Raw genomic sequence first — 14,833 nt, forward strand, 5'->3', positions numbered from 1 at the left:
CGTTACGTAGTGTGGACCCGTGCGCGACCACCTTCCACCAGGCCTGCCACCAGATCCGTTCGCCGACGACCCTGCCGACCCGTCGGCTGCGTTGGATGCGTTGGAACCGGGACAGCCGTTGGATCAGCAGGAGCGCGCCGCGGTCGAGGCCGATCTGGCCGACCTCGCGGTCTACGAGGCGCTGCTGGCGCACCGCGGCATCCGCGGCCTGGTGGTGTGCTGCGACGAATGCCAGCAGGACCACTACCACGACTGGGATATGTTGCGCGCCAACCTTCTTCAGCTGTTGGTCGACGGCACGGTCCGTCCGCACGAGCCCGCCTACGACCCCGAGCCCGACGCCTACGTCACGTGGGATTACTGCCGTGGGTACGCCGACGCCTCCCTCAACGAGGCAACGTCGGACTACGACGGCTTCCGCTGAACGCGGTCTGACTCAGCTCCCGCTGCCCCCGCTGCTGCTGTGACCGCTGCCGGAACTCGGCTGCTTCGGTAACTGCGGCATCGGCATCATCATCGTGGTGGTGATCACAGCCGCGGGCGGCTGTGTCTTCGGCGCCTGAATGATCGTCGACGGTATCGAGATGATCGGCTGCTGCGGCTGCGTCGCACTCGGGATTGACGCAGCCGTCGGAGCCGACGACTGCTGCACGATGGTCGACGTGGTCGCTGCGGCAGCCGGTGACTGAGCCGCCTGCTCGCTTGTCGTCGCAGCCGCCGCCGGCGACTGGGCCGCCGCGGACGCACTCGTGGTCGCCCCGCCCAGCGTGGTCGTCGTGGTCGTGGTCGTCGTGGGCAACGTCGTCGTCGTTGTCGTCGGCGCAACCGTCGTGGTCGTGGTGGGCAACGTCGTCGTGGTGGTCGACGGCACCGACGAGGTGGTCGGCGGCTGCGTCGTCGTGGTCGGCTCGACGGTCGTCGTGGTCGGCGTCTCGGTGTCTTCCACCTGCGAAGTCGGGGTGTCCGACGGCGACGGGCCGAAGGTTCCGGTGCCGTCCGGCGTCGTCGAGATCGTGATCGGCGCGCAACCGGCCGACCGGCACGCGGTCGTGGGCGGCACTTCCGGCCCGTCAGTCGGGGTGATCACGGCAGGCACCAGCTGGTCGGTAGCCGTCGCAGGCACCGTGTAGGTGATGCCGGGCGGCACAGTGGCCTGCGGGTCCTGCTGCACGACCTTCGCCGACAGCTCGTTCCACTGCTGGAGGACCTGTTGCTTCAGCGGCGCCGTGTCTTCGACTCCGGCCACGTTGTTGCTGACCTCGACCAGCTTGGCCTGGGCTGCCCGCCAGTCGCCCTGGTCGACCAACTTCTGCACCTGGGCGAGCTGCGCCTGAGCCGAGGCCAGGGTCACGTCATCCTGGCGGACCTGCTTGGACTCGCCGAACAACCACACCCGCAGCCCGTAGAGGGCGTCACCGGGGCCGGCACCGGCCACGACAGCTCCGAAACCGCCCAGCGCCAGCACACCGGCAGCCGCGGCGCCCACGATGCTCAGGCCACGCCGGCTCCGGCCACTGCTCTGCTTCTCGGCCAGGCCGGCGCGCAGGGCGGTGACGGCGTCACGCTCGGTGATCAGTCCGGTGGCCGGCGGCCAGCGCATCTCATCGCGCCACCCGCCGAGCAGCTCGGCCAGCATCGCGTCGCCCTGGTCCTGCGGGGTGGCCTGCTGGCCGGCGGCCAGCGCGTCGATGAAGCGGTCGCTGCTGACGATGGCGTCCAGCGAGGGATCGTCGCCACGGTTGCGTCCGAAGTCAGGCATAGCCGTGACCTCCCGCCGTGATCTCGCCCTTGAGCTTGGCCAGGGCCCGGTGCTGGGCAACGCGCACCGCGCCAGGCGTACTGCCGACCGCCTCGGCGGTCTCCTCCGCGGACATCCCGACCACGATGCGCAGAATCAGGATCTCGCGCTGCTTTTCGGGCAGGACCTCCAACAACTTGTTCATCCGCGCGGCGGAGTCAGACTGAACCGCCAGTGCCTCAGGACCCGCCTCCAGCGAGTACCGCTCCGGCACCACATCAGTGGGGTCGGATCGGTTCCGGCCGGCGGCGCGATGTGCGTCGGCGACCTTGTGGGCAGCGATGCCGTACACGAAGGCCAGGAAGGGGCGACCCTGATCCTGGTAGCGCGGCAGCGCCTGGATGGCGGCCAAGCAAACCTCCTGTGCGACGTCGTCGGCAGAGAGGCCAACCCGCTCCGTGGAACCCAGGCGAGCCCGGACATAACGGACCACGATGGGGCGGATGGTCTCTACAACTTCACGGAGGGCATCACGGCTGCCGGCCACCGCTTCAGCAACGGCCGCGTCGAGACGATCTCCTGGAACTGTCATCGACGGCGATATCTCCAACGTTACGAACGGGACGCTTCCCGGCAGCCACTGCGACTAGACAATATCGGCCCGAACTGGGTATCGGGCGTTAGCCGCGGCTCCATCGCCCGCCGCGCCGTGTGATAACGCCTGCACAGTCGTCCCGGATGGCCGAGACCTGCTGTGACGTAAGTGTTGCGCTATCGATATCGGCCAGCAGACACGCCAGGGCCCATCGCAGTGGAATCAGGCCGAAGGTGTCCGTGTCGCTCAGCGCGGCGTCGGCGACCTCCCGAGCGAGCTCGATGGAGCCCGCACAGCACAGTGCGGCCGCGAGCACCACGTCACTCTTGACGCGGTGACGCCGCAACGCCGGAAGCGCCTTCTCGGCAACCGCGACGCCGCGGCGCGCATGAGTCACGGCGTCCTCACCACGGCCGCCGGCCATCGCCAGTTCGGCGCTGACCCACGCCGACCGGATCACCTGCCGGGTGGGCGGCTCGGCGCGGTTCATCATCTCGTCGGCGCGCTCGAGGAGTCGCGCCGATACCGCGAGCCGGCCCACCCCCAAAGCGTCCGCCGCCAGCCCGACAAGGGCGTCGACAGCGGCTTCCAGGGCCATCGGGTCGTCGGCGGCACCTTGCGCCAGCGCCAGGGCACGGCCATCCCAGCCTGCGGCAACCCGGTGGCCGCCGAGCTGGCGCAGCAACGAGGCTTCGGTGCTCAACGAAAGCGACGCCAGCGCGCCCTTGGGTTGGCGACGGCGCAGGGCCGCGAGGTCGGTGCGGGCGCTGCTGTAGCGGCCCTGGCCTGCGGCGGCGACCGCGCGCAGCCATAATTGGCCGGGCGTGTTCGCGGCGGGCAGCGGCCAGCAGCCCGGGTTGTCGCCGAAGGCGGCGGCCAGTGCGGTGGAGTTCATCTGATCCGGCACGCTATCAACCGGCCGCAGGCCCGAAGTCAGTTAACAGTTCGTGGTCGTGGTGTTACAGCCATGTTTACTACCTATTGAGCGCTAGGAAATCGGGCGCCGATGCCGCAGTGGCCATCCTGCGCAAATCACGAAATCATCACGATCGACCCGGGTCAGATAGCACGTGGCCCGGCGACGGTGGGTCGCAATGATGAACGTGATGTAAATTCTCGAGCTGCGATTATGTGATTGCGCACATAAGTCGACTATTGACGCGCTTTGCGCGACCCCCCTAACTTTGTGAGCACGAGTAGTCATTGGCGACAGTGCTCAGATCGGTTCCACAACTCACGCACATGAAAGATGTGCGGAGAGAGGGGTTTTCCAATGCCACAGCCGCAGCAGCTACCCGGCCCGAACGCCGACATCTGGGATTGGCAGATGCAAGGCCTTTGCCGAGGTGTCGATTCGTCGATGTTCTTCCATCCCGATGGAGAGCGTGGCCGCGCCCGCGCCCAGCGTGAGATGCGCGCCAAGGAAATGTGCCGGAGTTGCCCGGTGATCGCTCATTGCCGTTCGCATGCATTGGCCGTCGGAGAGCCTTACGGCATCTGGGGCGGATTGAGCGAATCGGAGCGCGAGTTGTTGCTCAAGCGCGGAATTCGCCGTACCGCCTGACTCTCAGCAAACATCAAAAGAGGCCCATCCCGTTGTGGGGTGGGCCTCTTTTGGTCGTCAGAAGGGCGACCGCGTCATCGCGCGCCGGCCGCCAGCCATTGTTCGAACGTCGTCGGGGCGAGGCGGGCGCCGTCGCCAGGAAGCAACACATTGCCCGCGAATTCGACGCCCTGCGGACCCTCCCACGTCGGCACCAGCTTCACCGACCTGCCTTGCACGGCGTGCGTCCGCCGGGCCATATCGACCAGATCCTGGGTCTCCGGACCGGCCACGTCGACATACCTTCCCTGCGGCGGACCGACCGCGATTTCGGCGAGAACGTCGGCGATATCGTCCGGTGCGATCGGTTGCAGGAGCAGAGGTGGAACGAGCGCGACGCCGTCCTGTTCGGTCCAGCCGACGACCATGGCCGGGTAGTCATGGAACTGCGTGGCCGGGACGATCGTCCACGGCACCGAGCCCGCCTCGGTCAGGCGTTCCTGCGCGACTTTACCCAGGTGGTGCGCGGTTCTGGCGTCTTGCCGGTGGATGCCGACGATCGACAGCAGCACATGATGACGCACGCCGGCCCGTTGTTCGGCTTCGAGCAGGTTTGTCGTCGTCGTTGCGAAATACTCACGGGTCTCGTCGGCGCCCATCGGCGCCACGCTGATCGCGTCGACCACCGCGTCCACGCCAGCCAGTGCTGCATCCAGCCCATCGCCGCTGATCAGGTCGACGCCCAACGAGCGGCTGATGCGCACGACGTCGTGCCCGTCACGTTCAAGGGCGGCGGCGGTGCGGGCACCGATGTTGCCGGTTGCGCCGGCTACCGCGATTCGCATGGGTTACCTCCGAAGATCGTTGTGGGTATCTGATCCACCCAACGCCGACGCGACGACGTTCTCATCCGGGTATGACAGGGACGGTCAGCGCCGAGGCGCCCGGCCCCCAATGCACGACGGCACGGCCACGGCGGCTCGGCGCGTAGCGCGCGGGCAGGTGCCCGAACACCGGATTGAACGGCTCGAGGTAGCGCCCGGCGATGATCAACCGCAGCTCGTCGCCCGCGCGGAACAGCGTCGATGAGGCGCTGAGCTCGATGTCGGCAGCCACGATCTCCCCCGGTCGCAGCGGGTGCAGAGCATCCAGCGAGTCCCGCTGCGCCAGCCGCAGCCTGCCATCGGCGATCCGGTCCCGGCCATACCCGTAGGAGCCCTCGAACGGCACGTAACGCCCGCCGCTCCACTTCTCCACGCCGACGAACAGATTCGCGTCGTCGGCGCCATCCAGGGAGATGCGCAGCCGCAAACTCATCGGGCCGGTGAGCTCGGTGTCGCGATCGAAGCGGTGCGCGAACGCAATGGCTTGGCGGCGCAGCCCGAAGGCCGCCGCACCCGCCGTGCACGGTTCGGCGCCCGCCAGGGAGCCGTCGTCGCCCAGGTGCAGCGCCGTCCACTGGGTGCGGGCCAGCGGCCATTCCTGCTCGTCGCGGACGGCAACGACGGTGTCGTGGCTTTCGCGCACCTCCAGGCGAATCCGGGGCGGTGCCGGTGCGTCCACCCCGCGCAGGTGGCGGTCGAAGAAGGCGGTCTGCGCACGCTGTGCGTCGTCACCGTAGAAGACGGCCCACTTGCCGCCGCGGTGGGTGTAGGCGCTGCACTCGGGGGAGCCCGCCCGCTCGATCAGCCGCCAGGAGCCCTGGCTGTGCAGGTTGTGGTCAGAGAAGCTGGCGCAGGCCAGGATTGGGACCTCGATGCGGCCCAGGTCGGGGGTGATCGACTGCCACCAGGCGTCGTGCAGCGGATGGTGCCGGCGCTGCGCGCCGAGGTCGACGGACAGTCGGGCGTTGCGGCGGGTGATCGCAGTCCAGATCACCGAGAAGCCGCGCTCGGGGACACCGCCCGGTGTCATGAAGTCGCGATAGGCGTCGGTGAACCCTTCCCAGGGGCAGATCGCGGCGAGGTGCGGCGGACGCAATGCGGCCGTCTTGTATTGGGAGATCGCCAGATACGACACCCCGAGCATCCCCACCCGGCCGTTGGACCAGGACTGCGTCCCGGCCCACTCGATGAGGTCGTAGGCGTCGCGGGCCTCGTCGTCGGACAGCAGCGACCCGACACCGTCGGAGGTTCCCGCGCCGCGGGAGTCGGCGTTGACCACGACATAGCCGCGCGCCACCCACTCGACCGGATCGGGGGCCTCCCAGCCGGTCTCGCTCGAAATACGATAGGGCTCCGGTTGATTCATGATCCGGAACTGGAAGCTCAACCGCCAGCCCCGTCGAGTGCGCCGGGGCAACTTGTCCTTGCCGTAGGGATGCACCGACATGATTACCGGGAACGGGCCGTCGCCCGGCGGGCGATAGACGTTGACGCGCAACGTGACTCCGTCACGCATCGGCACCGCGACGTCGTGATCCTTGATCAGGTCGGCAGGCGCTGGGACGACGGTGATCGGCGGCCGCAGGAAGGCCCGGATCCTCCTGCGGGCATAGGCGGTAGCGCCGGGGCGCCGCCACGGCCGATCGTGACGAGTGGCCATCTAGCTGGGTACGACTTCGTCCTCGGCGGGAGGATCTGCCGGAGCCGGTGGAGCCGGCGGAGCCGGCGGGGTCGGCGCAGGCTTGCGGGCACTCACGACCCGGAACACGCCGTAGCCGATCACACCGAGGACGGCCAGCACCGCCAGCCAGGGAAGCAGCAGACCGAACAGGAGCACCAGGTTGCCGATCACGGAAACCAAGCCGTCCCAACCTCGTTCGATCTGGCCGACGAAGCCGCGATACTCGGTCGGCGCGGGGCCACCGATGGTCTGCGCGACGAACGTGACGTTGACGGTGCTGTAGTCGATGCGGTCACCGAGGGCCTCGCGTTGTGCGCGGAGGCTGTCGAGTTCGGCCTGGCGTTCCGACAGCGCACCCTCGGCCTTGATCAGCGCATCGGGGTCTTTGGCGTCGCGCATGATGCCGAGCAGCCGGTCGACCGATGTCTGGAGTGCCTTGATCCGGGCGTCGAGGTCGACGCGCTGCGCGGTGACGTCGTCGGAGGTGATCTCGACGTGTTCGACGGTGCCCAGGCCCTTCAATTCGCGCAGAACGTCGTCGAGCTTGGCGGCGGGAACCCGCAACACCACCGTCGCGCGGGCCCGTCCCGTGCCCGATCCCGCGTCCTCCGAGCGGTTGTCGACACGGCCGTTCGCGTTCGCGACGAGCACGGCGGCTTTGTCGGCGGCCTCCGCAGGCTGGGCCACCGAGATCGTCATCGCCGCGGTCTTGACCACATCGCGCGTGACCAAAGGTGGCGAGCCCGGCGCGTCCTGCGGCATGGGCGCTCCGGCGGCCTCTTTCGCACTCGAGTCCGAGCTGACCGGCGCGGTCGGCGGTCGAACGGAAGGACCACTACAACCGACCAGCGCGGCCACACCGACAACCATCAGAACCGCCAGGCGAGCACACGATGTCCGCAGCACGTGGCCCATGGTAGTTATGCCGGTTCCGAGCGCATCGATCCGAGAAAATAGGTTTCCCGCCCGGTCGGATATCCGCCGCCGTCGGTGGCGATGTGGACATGGTCGTAATGGTTCGCGGTCTCGTTGCCGTAGTCTGCGGTCCAGCTCGGCGCGCCGATGCCCGGATAGAAGCCCTGGCGCCAGATCACGTGCAGCACGCCCCACCGTTTCGCGTTGGCCAGGGCGAATCCGGCGATCTGATTGCCGAGTTCGATGCCCTCCGGAGTGTGGTAGTTCGGGATCATCACGTCGATGGCCAGACCGTTCGGATGCCACGGCAACGGGTCTTGGCGGTAGCCGCCGATGGTCTTGATCTCCAGGAACATCACGCTGATGGCTCGGGCCACCCAGATCGTGTGGGTCTGCAAACCTTGCTCGGGCGCGAGGCCGCGCGGCAGGGCAAGCTGGAAGTCGGCGGCGGAGACAGGTGCACTCGCGGCCAGCAGTTCGGCTTCCGTGGGCTGGGCGACGCGGGGCGCGTCGGGTACCGCCGATGCCTGGGCTGCAGGTGAAACAGCAGGTGCGGCAACGCCGGAATGCTTCTCGGTGCTCTGGGCATAGAACATGCCCCCGGCGACGACGACCGACGCCACCACCGCGAGCCAGCGACCTCGGGCACCGGCGAACACTCCAGCCACGAGCAGCACTTTACTGCTCTCACCGACCCGGTGTGGCAACCTTCGCGGGCTCGGTTACTGACGCATGTGCGAAGCCCCGCCGATGTACCAGGTCTGTCCGTTGATCCATTCCGCCTCGTCGGACAGCAGGAACGCCGTCACCGCCGCGAGATCGGAGGGCTTACCCAGCCGGGTCACCTTCGCCGCCATCAGGAACATCTGCTGCATCTGCTGGTCGTTCTGCCGTTCCTGGGTCTCCCCCATGACCAGACCGGGCATCAGCGCGTTGCTCCGAATTCCCTTCGCCCCGTAGTTGTTGGCGACGTGCCGGGTGATCTGGTTGATCCCGGCCTTCGCCGCGTTGTAGGCGACGTGCATGGGGTCGGTGCCCAGCGATCCCCCCGAGGAGGTGTTGACGATCGCACCGCCGCCCCGCTCCAGAAGATGGGGCAGCACCGCGCGGATCGTCCGGACGTAGCCGAGCAGGTTGACGTCCAGGGTGCGCTGCCAGACGTCGAACGGGGTGTCCAGGATCGTGGTGTCCCGGCCGAGGTTGGTCTCCGACAGGTCGGCGCCGACGTTGTCCAGGCCGTGGACTGCGCCGAACTCGGCGATGGTGGCGTCGACGAGGTTTCGGATCGAGTCGTCGTCGGCGAGGTCGAATTGCACCGCGATGGCGCTGCCGCCTGATTCGGTGATCTGCGCGACGGTGGTCTCGGCGCCGGCGATGTTGACGTCACCGACGGCCACGGACGCACCTTCTGCGGCAAGCCGTTTGGCGGTTCCGGCACCGATGCCGGTGGCTCCCCCGGCGACGATGAACGTCTTGCCTTCCAGTCCTCGCATCGTTGTCCCTCCTCCTGTCAGCAGAACGCGACGCCGAGATCGACCGAAACCGCCGTCGCTGTCACGAATTTCGATTCGTCGGAGGCCAGCCAGGCGACCGCGTCGGCGATGTCTTCCGGTTGCGCGATCCCCTCAGGCAGCAGCGGTTTGTGCATGCCCTGGAGATAGGGATAGCTTTCCGCGGCGCCCTGAAGCGCATCGCGCATGCGGCCGGTGCCCATCGGGCTCGCGACCGCGCCCGGGTGCAGGCTGTTGACCCGGATGTGGTGGCGGCCGAGTTCGGCGGCCAGTCCGCGAGCCATGCCGGTGATGGCGTGCTTGCTGGCAGTGTAGTGAACCATGAAGGCCTGCATCTTTACTCCCGCAGCCGATCCGACGAGGATGATCGAGCCACCGCGGCCGCCGTCGACGATGTGGCGAGTGCCGGCCGTCACCGTGTTCCAGGTCCCGACGACGTTGGTGTCGATCGTGTCGCGGAACGCCTCGTCGGTGATCCGGTCCCACGGTGACGGACAACAGATTCCGGCGTTCGCGACGATGATGTCGAGCCTGCCGAGGTGCGCGACTCCATCGTCCACCGCCGCACGCAGTGCCTCGGCGTCGCGAGTGTCGACCTTGGCCGCAGCCGCACGCTGCCCGTTGGCGTCGACCAACCGGGCGGTCTCGGCGAGATCTTCGGGGGTCGGGGAATCGTAGGGGACGCTGGCCGGTAGCGGTCCCGCCACATCCACGAGGATCACGTCGGCTCCCTCGGCGCTGAGCCGTTGGGCATGCGCCCTGCCCTGGCCGCGCGCCGCCCCGGTGACCAGTGCGACCTTGCCGGCGAGCCGAGCGGTCACTGCCCCAGGTCGATCTTCTCGATCGGGTTGGACCGTTCGAGCATGCCGTAGGTCTCCTCGCCGTCCCACCGGTAGCGAACGCCGGCCTGTTGCAGCGCAGGGAAATTCGGGTTCTCCTTCTTCATCTCCCGCACCGAGAAGGTGTTGTCGTTGTGGTGGATGTCGTGCGTGGAGAACACCGTCTCCCCTTCGATGTGCACAGTGCCGTCGGCTGTCTCCAGTACCACCGACACGTCCTCGCCGAGGTCCTGCAGCGTGGTCAGCCACGGTGCCTGCACGGCGCGGGCCGGGATCAGGCCACCCTCGCCGGTGAAGAGATAGCCCTCGTTGAAGGTCGGCTGACCGTCAGGGCGCGGCGGATACGCGATGTAGCCGAACGCCTTGCCGCTGGGGAACAGTGCGGATTGCCATGCGTGACCCCAGAATTCGGCAAGCTTGCGAACGCCTTGGCGGCGAATTCGCAATCCGCTGCCGGTGAAGTCCTGCGTCTGCCCGTCGATGGTCACCGACCCGCGGGCCCGGAACAGCTGCTCGTAGCGGGGCCCGCCCATCAGATCGCCTTCGACGGATTTCTTGATCTGTTCACCCGCGTCACGCTGCAGCGCGCCCTGAATCCACGGCGGAACCGCCATCGTCGCGTCGACGGAGAAGGCCACATCGACCAGTGGACCACCGGTCCGTCCCGCCACCAGATCGGCAGACGAGGTCTGAACAGCCTTGCCGTCGTACGTCATCGTCCAGTTGCCGAACGGCTCGACGCAGCGAAACGCCAGCCCGCCGGCGCCCAGCACGGTGGGCTTGCCGTCGGGCCCCTGCGGCGGGAGCGATGCTCCGCCGTCGCGCAGCCGGTACACCCGCCCGTCCGGAAAGGCGATGTTGATCTGCGTCTCGTGGTTGTCCCAGTTCGCGGCGACGGCCTCGATCCCGATGCGGGGCAACCCGATTCGGCCCTGATCGTCGACGGTCCAGAAACTGACCGAGTCCCGCATCTCCGGGTTGTCGGGGCGGTCGGCGAAGACGTATTCCCGAGACGGGTCGATCCCGCCGGTCAGATCGGTCGGCATGGCAACTCCTAGTGTTCTGTCCAGCGGTTGGCGTGATCGACGTACCGCGCGAAGCGAGGCCGAACCTGGTCGAAGTCGATGGCGAATGCTTTCAGGTCGGCATGTGAGCTGGGTTCGCGTTCGTTGGCGGCTTCCTCCCACCAGCTGCCCATCCGTTGCGCGAATTCGTCGGACACCGGCACGCCCAGCCAGGTATACAACCCGGTGACCTCACCGATGGGGTCGGCTTGCATCGCGCGAAAGTCGATGTCGTAGAAGCGGTCTTCGGCGCCGTCGGCCCGGAATTGCAGGGCCCGGTCCATGCCGAGTGACCAGTGTTCGACATTGAGCCTGCCGATATAGGGCCGGTCGATGTCATCGGTGAAGGTTCCGATGATGTCGGCATACAGGTCGGCCACCGACAGGATGACATCGGTCGGGTCGCGATGCGTCATCACGTATTTGGCGTCGGGGAAGGCCGCATCGACGGCATCGAGCCACAGCACGTGCGACGGGCACTTGAGGCGCCACGGCCGGGTGGGCTCGCCCCATTGCAGCAGCTTCATGACCCGTCGCTGATAGGCCATCGTCGTTGACAGATCAGCCTTTTCGATCAGCCATGACGCGTAGGCCGGAACCTGGGCGAAGGATTGAAAAAGGTGCGACGTGAAATCCAGTGCCATCAGTTCGTGGCATTCCATCGGTCCATGCGTGTCGGCGGGCACGTGGTAGCGGGTGCCGATCATCTCACCCTTGTCCGCCGGCACACGGGGATCGACACCGACCACGGTCGACGGTGGCGGGCAGGGCTGCGACGACTCCCACCGCCGCAGATACCGGACGTCGGGGTCTTGTGCCAAAAGCATTGACAGAGCGGTAGATCCGGTGCGGGGCAAGCCCAGTCCGATCAGCGGAGCGACGATGGGCGTCTCGTCGATCTCGGGATGGCGCCGGTACCAGTCCTCCACCTGCAGGCGCTGGGCGAGGTATCCGGTGATGCGGTGGTAGATGAAGGCCTCACCGCGGGCGTTCAGTCGGGCTTCGTCGTCCAGTGAGGCCAGCAGGATGCCCAGACCCTCTTCGAACGAGTCCGCACCGAAATCGACCAGTCCCGTTTGTTCTTCGGCCCTTGCCTTGAGCTCGGCGACGGAGGCCATCAGCCCATCCACTGCCCGCCGGCGACATCAATGGTCTGCCCGCACAGGTAGTCGGCCGCCTCGGAGGCCAGGAAAGCCACCATGTTCGCGGCTTCTTCGGGTAGCGATGCCCGGCCGAGTTGGACCTGAGTGGTGATCGCTTCGAGGATCGCCCCGCGGCCCGCCAGGTGCTGCTCGTTCTGCGGACGCAGGAGGTACTCCATCATCTCGGGCTTGATCATGATGCCGGGAGCTACGCCGAGAACGTTGACACCGCGCAGCGCGACCTCATGGGCCAGGTTGCGGGTGAACCCGATGACGCCGGCCTTGCACGAGTTGTAGACGACCAGGCCGCGCTGCTGGATGCGGCCGCCGACCGAGCCGATGTTGATGATCTTGCCGGAGCCTTGCGGCAGCAGGAATTCCAGCGCAGCGTGCGCGCCGTACATCATCATCGTCAGGCTGCCCAACACGGTGTGGTCGATATCGGCCTTGGTCTGCTTCTCGAACGGTCCGCCGACCACCATCACCGGATTGTTGATCATGATGTCCAGGCCGCCGAGTTCGCCATGCGCAACGCGGACCGCCTCGTGGACCTGATCCCAGTCCGACATGTCGGCCTTCACCGGGAAGGCGCTCACTCCCCAGCGCTGCTCGATCTCCTTGGCACGGCGCTCGACCTTTTCGAAGGTGCGCCCGATCAGGGCGACGTCCGCACCCAGACCGGCGAGTCGATTGGCGATGGCCTGCCCCAGTCCGTCCCCGCCGGCACCGGTCACGAATGCCTTCTTGCCGGTCAGGTCCATCAGCTCGGTGACCCGTTTGTCGATGATGTGGCGCGGCAGACTGTCGAGATTCAAGGCCGCGATGGCCGAAGCGTCGTCCTGAACCGTCATTGGTTCTCCTCTCACGTGCCTACGACTGCCGACGATAGGGGCCACTTCGATAGGAGAGGTAATACCGATTGCGGGGTTCAGTCATGCCGATTCTCGATGGCTGGTATACCTCTGATCACGATGGACACGCATCGGTTGAAGTACTTCCTGCGGATCGCAGAAGAGGGATCGATCACGCGAGCGGCCGGCGTGCTGGGTATCGCCCAGCCCGCGCTGAGCCGTCAACTCCAGCTGCTGGAAGACGATCTCGGCATTGCTCTGTTCCGGCGGACGCGGCGCGGAGTCGAGCTCACGGAGGCGGGCGAACGGCTGCGCGCATCGACGGCCGGCCCGCTACGGCAGCTGGAACTGGCCGTGCAGTACGCGGGGTCCCCGGTCGCGCGACTCAACCGCAACATGCTGCTCGGTCTGCTGGAGACATCGGTCGACGTGCTGGCCGCGCCGCTGCTCGGCAGTCTGACCGCCGTCTTCCCGGATGCGACGTTCTCGGTGGCCACCGGCAGCACCGAGCAGTTGGTCGAGGCCATGCTCAAGGGCGTGGTGGATGTGGCGGTGATCAATCCGGTGCCCGACGACCGGGTGTTCTACCGCGAGCTGCTGGCCGAGGATCTGGTGCTGGTGGGCGGGCCGGAGACGAATCTCGACCCGGCTCAGCCCCTCCGGTTCGTCGACGCCGTCGCCCTGCCGCTGGTGATTCCCCGATCGTCGGCCGGGATCGGTACGTTGCTGCAGAATGCGGCGCTGCGGGCGAAAGTCACTGTGGACCACCGCACCACGACCGATTCGGTATCGGCGATGAAAAGTCTGGTCGAGGCGGGGCTGGTGTATGCGATGCTGCCGCCGTCTGCGTGCCGTCGCGAAATCGACCAGGGCCGAATGCGATTCGCGCCCATCGTCGAACCAACCTTGACGCAGCGCCTCGGCGTGGCCGCGACCGCCCAGCTCGACCTGCCGCGCGAGGTCATGGTGAAGGTCGGGACCACGATTCGTGACGAGGTGGCCGCGCTGATCAAATCCGGGCGCTGGCAGGCCGAGTTCGTGTCAGCACCGAACTGGAATCCGACACTGAGCGAATAGGTTTCAGCGGCCGATCATCTCCATTTGCGCTTCGGTGTGGTGCTCCCCCGATGCCGGCGTGAGATTGTCGAGCTTGGCGACCTGCTCGGCGGTCAGCTCGACCGCATCGGCGCCGACGTTCTCCTCGAGTCTGGTGACGCGCTTGGTACCCGGGATCGGCGCGATGTCGTCGCCCTTGGTGAGCAGCCAGGCGATCGCGACCTGCGCCGACGTGGCACCGACCTCGGCGGCGATCGCCGCCACTTCGTCGGCGATGGCCAGGTTGGCTTGGAAGTTCTCGCCGGTGAACCGTGGGTTGGTGGCCCGGAAGTCGGTCTTGTCGAACTGGTCGGTCGAGCGGATGGCGCCGGTCAAAAAGCCCTTTCCGAGCGGCGAATACGGCACGAACCCGATGCCGAGTTCCCGCAGCAGCGGCAGAGTCTCGGGCTCGGGGTCGCGGGTCCACAACGAATATTCCGACTGCAATGCGGTGATGGGATGAACGGCGTTGGCGCGCCGGATCGTTGCGGTTCCAGCTTCGGAGAGCCCGATGTGGCGGATCTTGCCCTCGGCCACCAGATCGGCCAGGGCGCCGATGGTGTCCTCGATGGGAGTATCCGGATCGACCCGATGCTGGTAGTACAGATCGATCCGGTCGGTGTCGAGCCGCTTCAACGAACCTTCCACCGCCGTGCGGATATTGGCCGGGCTGCTGTCCAGCTGCCCCTGGCCTCGACCAGTGTGCGAGATCATGCCGAACTTGGTGGCCAGCACCACGTCGTCGCGGCGGCCCCTGAGTGCGCGCCCGACGAGCTCCTCGTTGAGGTAGGGGCCGTAGATCTCTGCGGTGTCGATCAGTGTCACGCCGAGGTCGATCGCGCGGTGAATGGTGCGGATCGATTCGTCGTCGTCGCTGCCGGCGCCGGTGAAAGCGAACGACATGCCCATCGCACCGAGGCCGATACGCGCAACGTCGAGGTCGCGTAGCTGAACGTGCTTCATGGCTGAGGTCTC

General features: G+C 67.1%; 16 protein-coding genes. 3 read left to right on the forward strand and 13 right to left on the reverse strand.

Features of this window, described 5'->3' with window-relative positions; genetic code table 11:
* Nucleotides 1-19: 19 nt before the first annotated feature.
* On the forward strand, nucleotides 20-424 hold the full coding sequence (locus EV580_RS09110; RefSeq protein ID WP_133690701.1) for a DUF5319 domain-containing protein: 405 nt from the start codon (nucleotides 20-22) through the stop codon (nucleotides 422-424).
* A 12-nt stretch (nucleotides 425-436) separates the two neighbouring features.
* Here EV580_RS09110 and EV580_RS34050 read toward each other — a convergent pair whose 3' ends face one another.
* From EV580_RS34050 to EV580_RS09125, 3 genes are all read right to left on the reverse strand, one after another.
* Entirely contained in the window at nucleotides 437-1,759 is a 1,323-nt protein-coding gene (locus EV580_RS34050; RefSeq protein ID WP_133690702.1) for an anti-sigma-D factor RsdA, read from the reverse strand.
* Nucleotides 1,752-2,330, reverse strand: coding sequence for a sigma-70 family RNA polymerase sigma factor (locus EV580_RS09120; protein WP_208114577.1), 579 nt, complete (start codon nucleotides 2,328-2,330; stop codon nucleotides 1,752-1,754). Before EV580_RS09120 ends, EV580_RS34050 begins: the two co-directional genes overlap by 8 nt.
* Before the next feature lie 88 nt (nucleotides 2,331-2,418).
* Nucleotides 2,419-3,228, reverse strand: coding sequence for a hypothetical protein (locus EV580_RS09125; protein WP_208114578.1), 810 nt, complete (start codon nucleotides 3,226-3,228; stop codon nucleotides 2,419-2,421).
* Between the two features lie 378 nt (nucleotides 3,229-3,606).
* On the opposite strand from EV580_RS09125, the gene EV580_RS09130 reads away from it, so the two are divergent.
* Nucleotides 3,607-3,897 carry a WhiB family transcriptional regulator gene (locus EV580_RS09130; protein ID WP_133690705.1) on the forward strand — a complete coding sequence of 97 codons (291 nt, stop codon included), beginning with the start codon at nucleotides 3,607-3,609 and terminating at the stop codon, nucleotides 3,895-3,897.
* A gap of 74 nt (nucleotides 3,898-3,971) precedes the next feature.
* Here the strand turns inward: EV580_RS09130 and EV580_RS09135 are convergent, their stop codons facing one another.
* The 9 genes from EV580_RS09135 to EV580_RS09175 form a co-directional block, all read right to left on the reverse strand.
* Nucleotides 3,972-4,721, reverse strand: coding sequence for an SDR family oxidoreductase (locus EV580_RS09135; RefSeq protein WP_133690706.1), 750 nt, complete (start codon nucleotides 4,719-4,721; stop codon nucleotides 3,972-3,974).
* Between the two features lie 61 nt (nucleotides 4,722-4,782).
* Nucleotides 4,783-6,420 (reverse strand): CocE/NonD family hydrolase, encoded by a 1,638-nt coding sequence (locus tag EV580_RS09140; protein ID WP_133690707.1) that lies wholly within the window; start codon nucleotides 6,418-6,420, stop codon nucleotides 4,783-4,785.
* A complete protein-coding gene (locus EV580_RS09145; protein ID WP_133691111.1) occupies nucleotides 6,421-7,311 on the reverse strand; it encodes a DUF4349 domain-containing protein in 891 nt (296 codons plus the stop codon).
* A gap of 50 nt (nucleotides 7,312-7,361) precedes the next feature.
* A complete protein-coding gene (locus tag EV580_RS09150) occupies nucleotides 7,362-8,033 on the reverse strand; it encodes a VldE C-terminal domain-containing protein (RefSeq protein ID WP_133690708.1) in 672 nt (223 codons plus the stop codon).
* Between the two features lie 45 nt (nucleotides 8,034-8,078).
* The gene (locus EV580_RS09155; RefSeq protein ID WP_133690709.1) at nucleotides 8,079-8,849 is read right to left on the reverse strand and encodes an SDR family NAD(P)-dependent oxidoreductase; all 771 of its coding nucleotides are present in this window, start codon (nucleotides 8,847-8,849) and stop codon (nucleotides 8,079-8,081) included.
* A gap of 17 nt (nucleotides 8,850-8,866) precedes the next feature.
* Entirely contained in the window at nucleotides 8,867-9,688 is an 822-nt protein-coding gene (locus tag EV580_RS09160) for a mycofactocin-coupled SDR family oxidoreductase (protein ID WP_133690710.1), read from the reverse strand.
* Nucleotides 9,685-10,752 (reverse strand): DUF7064 domain-containing protein, encoded by a 1,068-nt coding sequence (locus EV580_RS09165; protein ID WP_133690711.1) that lies wholly within the window; start codon nucleotides 10,750-10,752, stop codon nucleotides 9,685-9,687. The genes EV580_RS09160 and EV580_RS09165 overlap by 4 nt, the downstream gene beginning before the upstream one ends.
* Nucleotides 10,753-10,760: 8 nt before the next feature.
* Nucleotides 10,761-11,888, reverse strand: coding sequence for a sulfotransferase family protein (locus EV580_RS09170; RefSeq protein ID WP_133690712.1), 1,128 nt, complete (start codon nucleotides 11,886-11,888; stop codon nucleotides 10,761-10,763).
* Nucleotides 11,888-12,763, reverse strand: a complete 876-nt coding sequence (locus EV580_RS09175) for an SDR family NAD(P)-dependent oxidoreductase (protein WP_133690713.1) — start codon at nucleotides 12,761-12,763, stop codon at nucleotides 11,888-11,890. The genes EV580_RS09170 and EV580_RS09175 overlap by 1 nt, the downstream gene beginning before the upstream one ends.
* A 120-nt stretch (nucleotides 12,764-12,883) precedes the next feature.
* On the opposite strand from EV580_RS09175, the gene EV580_RS09180 reads away from it, so the two are divergent.
* Nucleotides 12,884-13,840 (forward strand): LysR family transcriptional regulator, encoded by a 957-nt coding sequence (locus EV580_RS09180; RefSeq protein WP_133691112.1) that lies wholly within the window; start codon nucleotides 12,884-12,886, stop codon nucleotides 13,838-13,840.
* Nucleotides 13,841-13,843: 3 nt separating this feature from the next.
* Here the strand turns inward: EV580_RS09180 and EV580_RS09185 are convergent, their stop codons facing one another.
* On the reverse strand, nucleotides 13,844-14,821 hold the full coding sequence (locus tag EV580_RS09185) for an aldo/keto reductase (RefSeq protein WP_133690714.1): 978 nt from the start codon (nucleotides 14,819-14,821) through the stop codon (nucleotides 13,844-13,846).
* Nucleotides 14,822-14,833: the final 12 nt, after the last annotated feature.

This window comes from Mycobacterium sp. BK086, from assembly GCA_004362315.1.
GTDB lineage: Bacteria > Actinomycetota > Actinomycetes > Mycobacteriales > Mycobacteriaceae > Mycobacterium.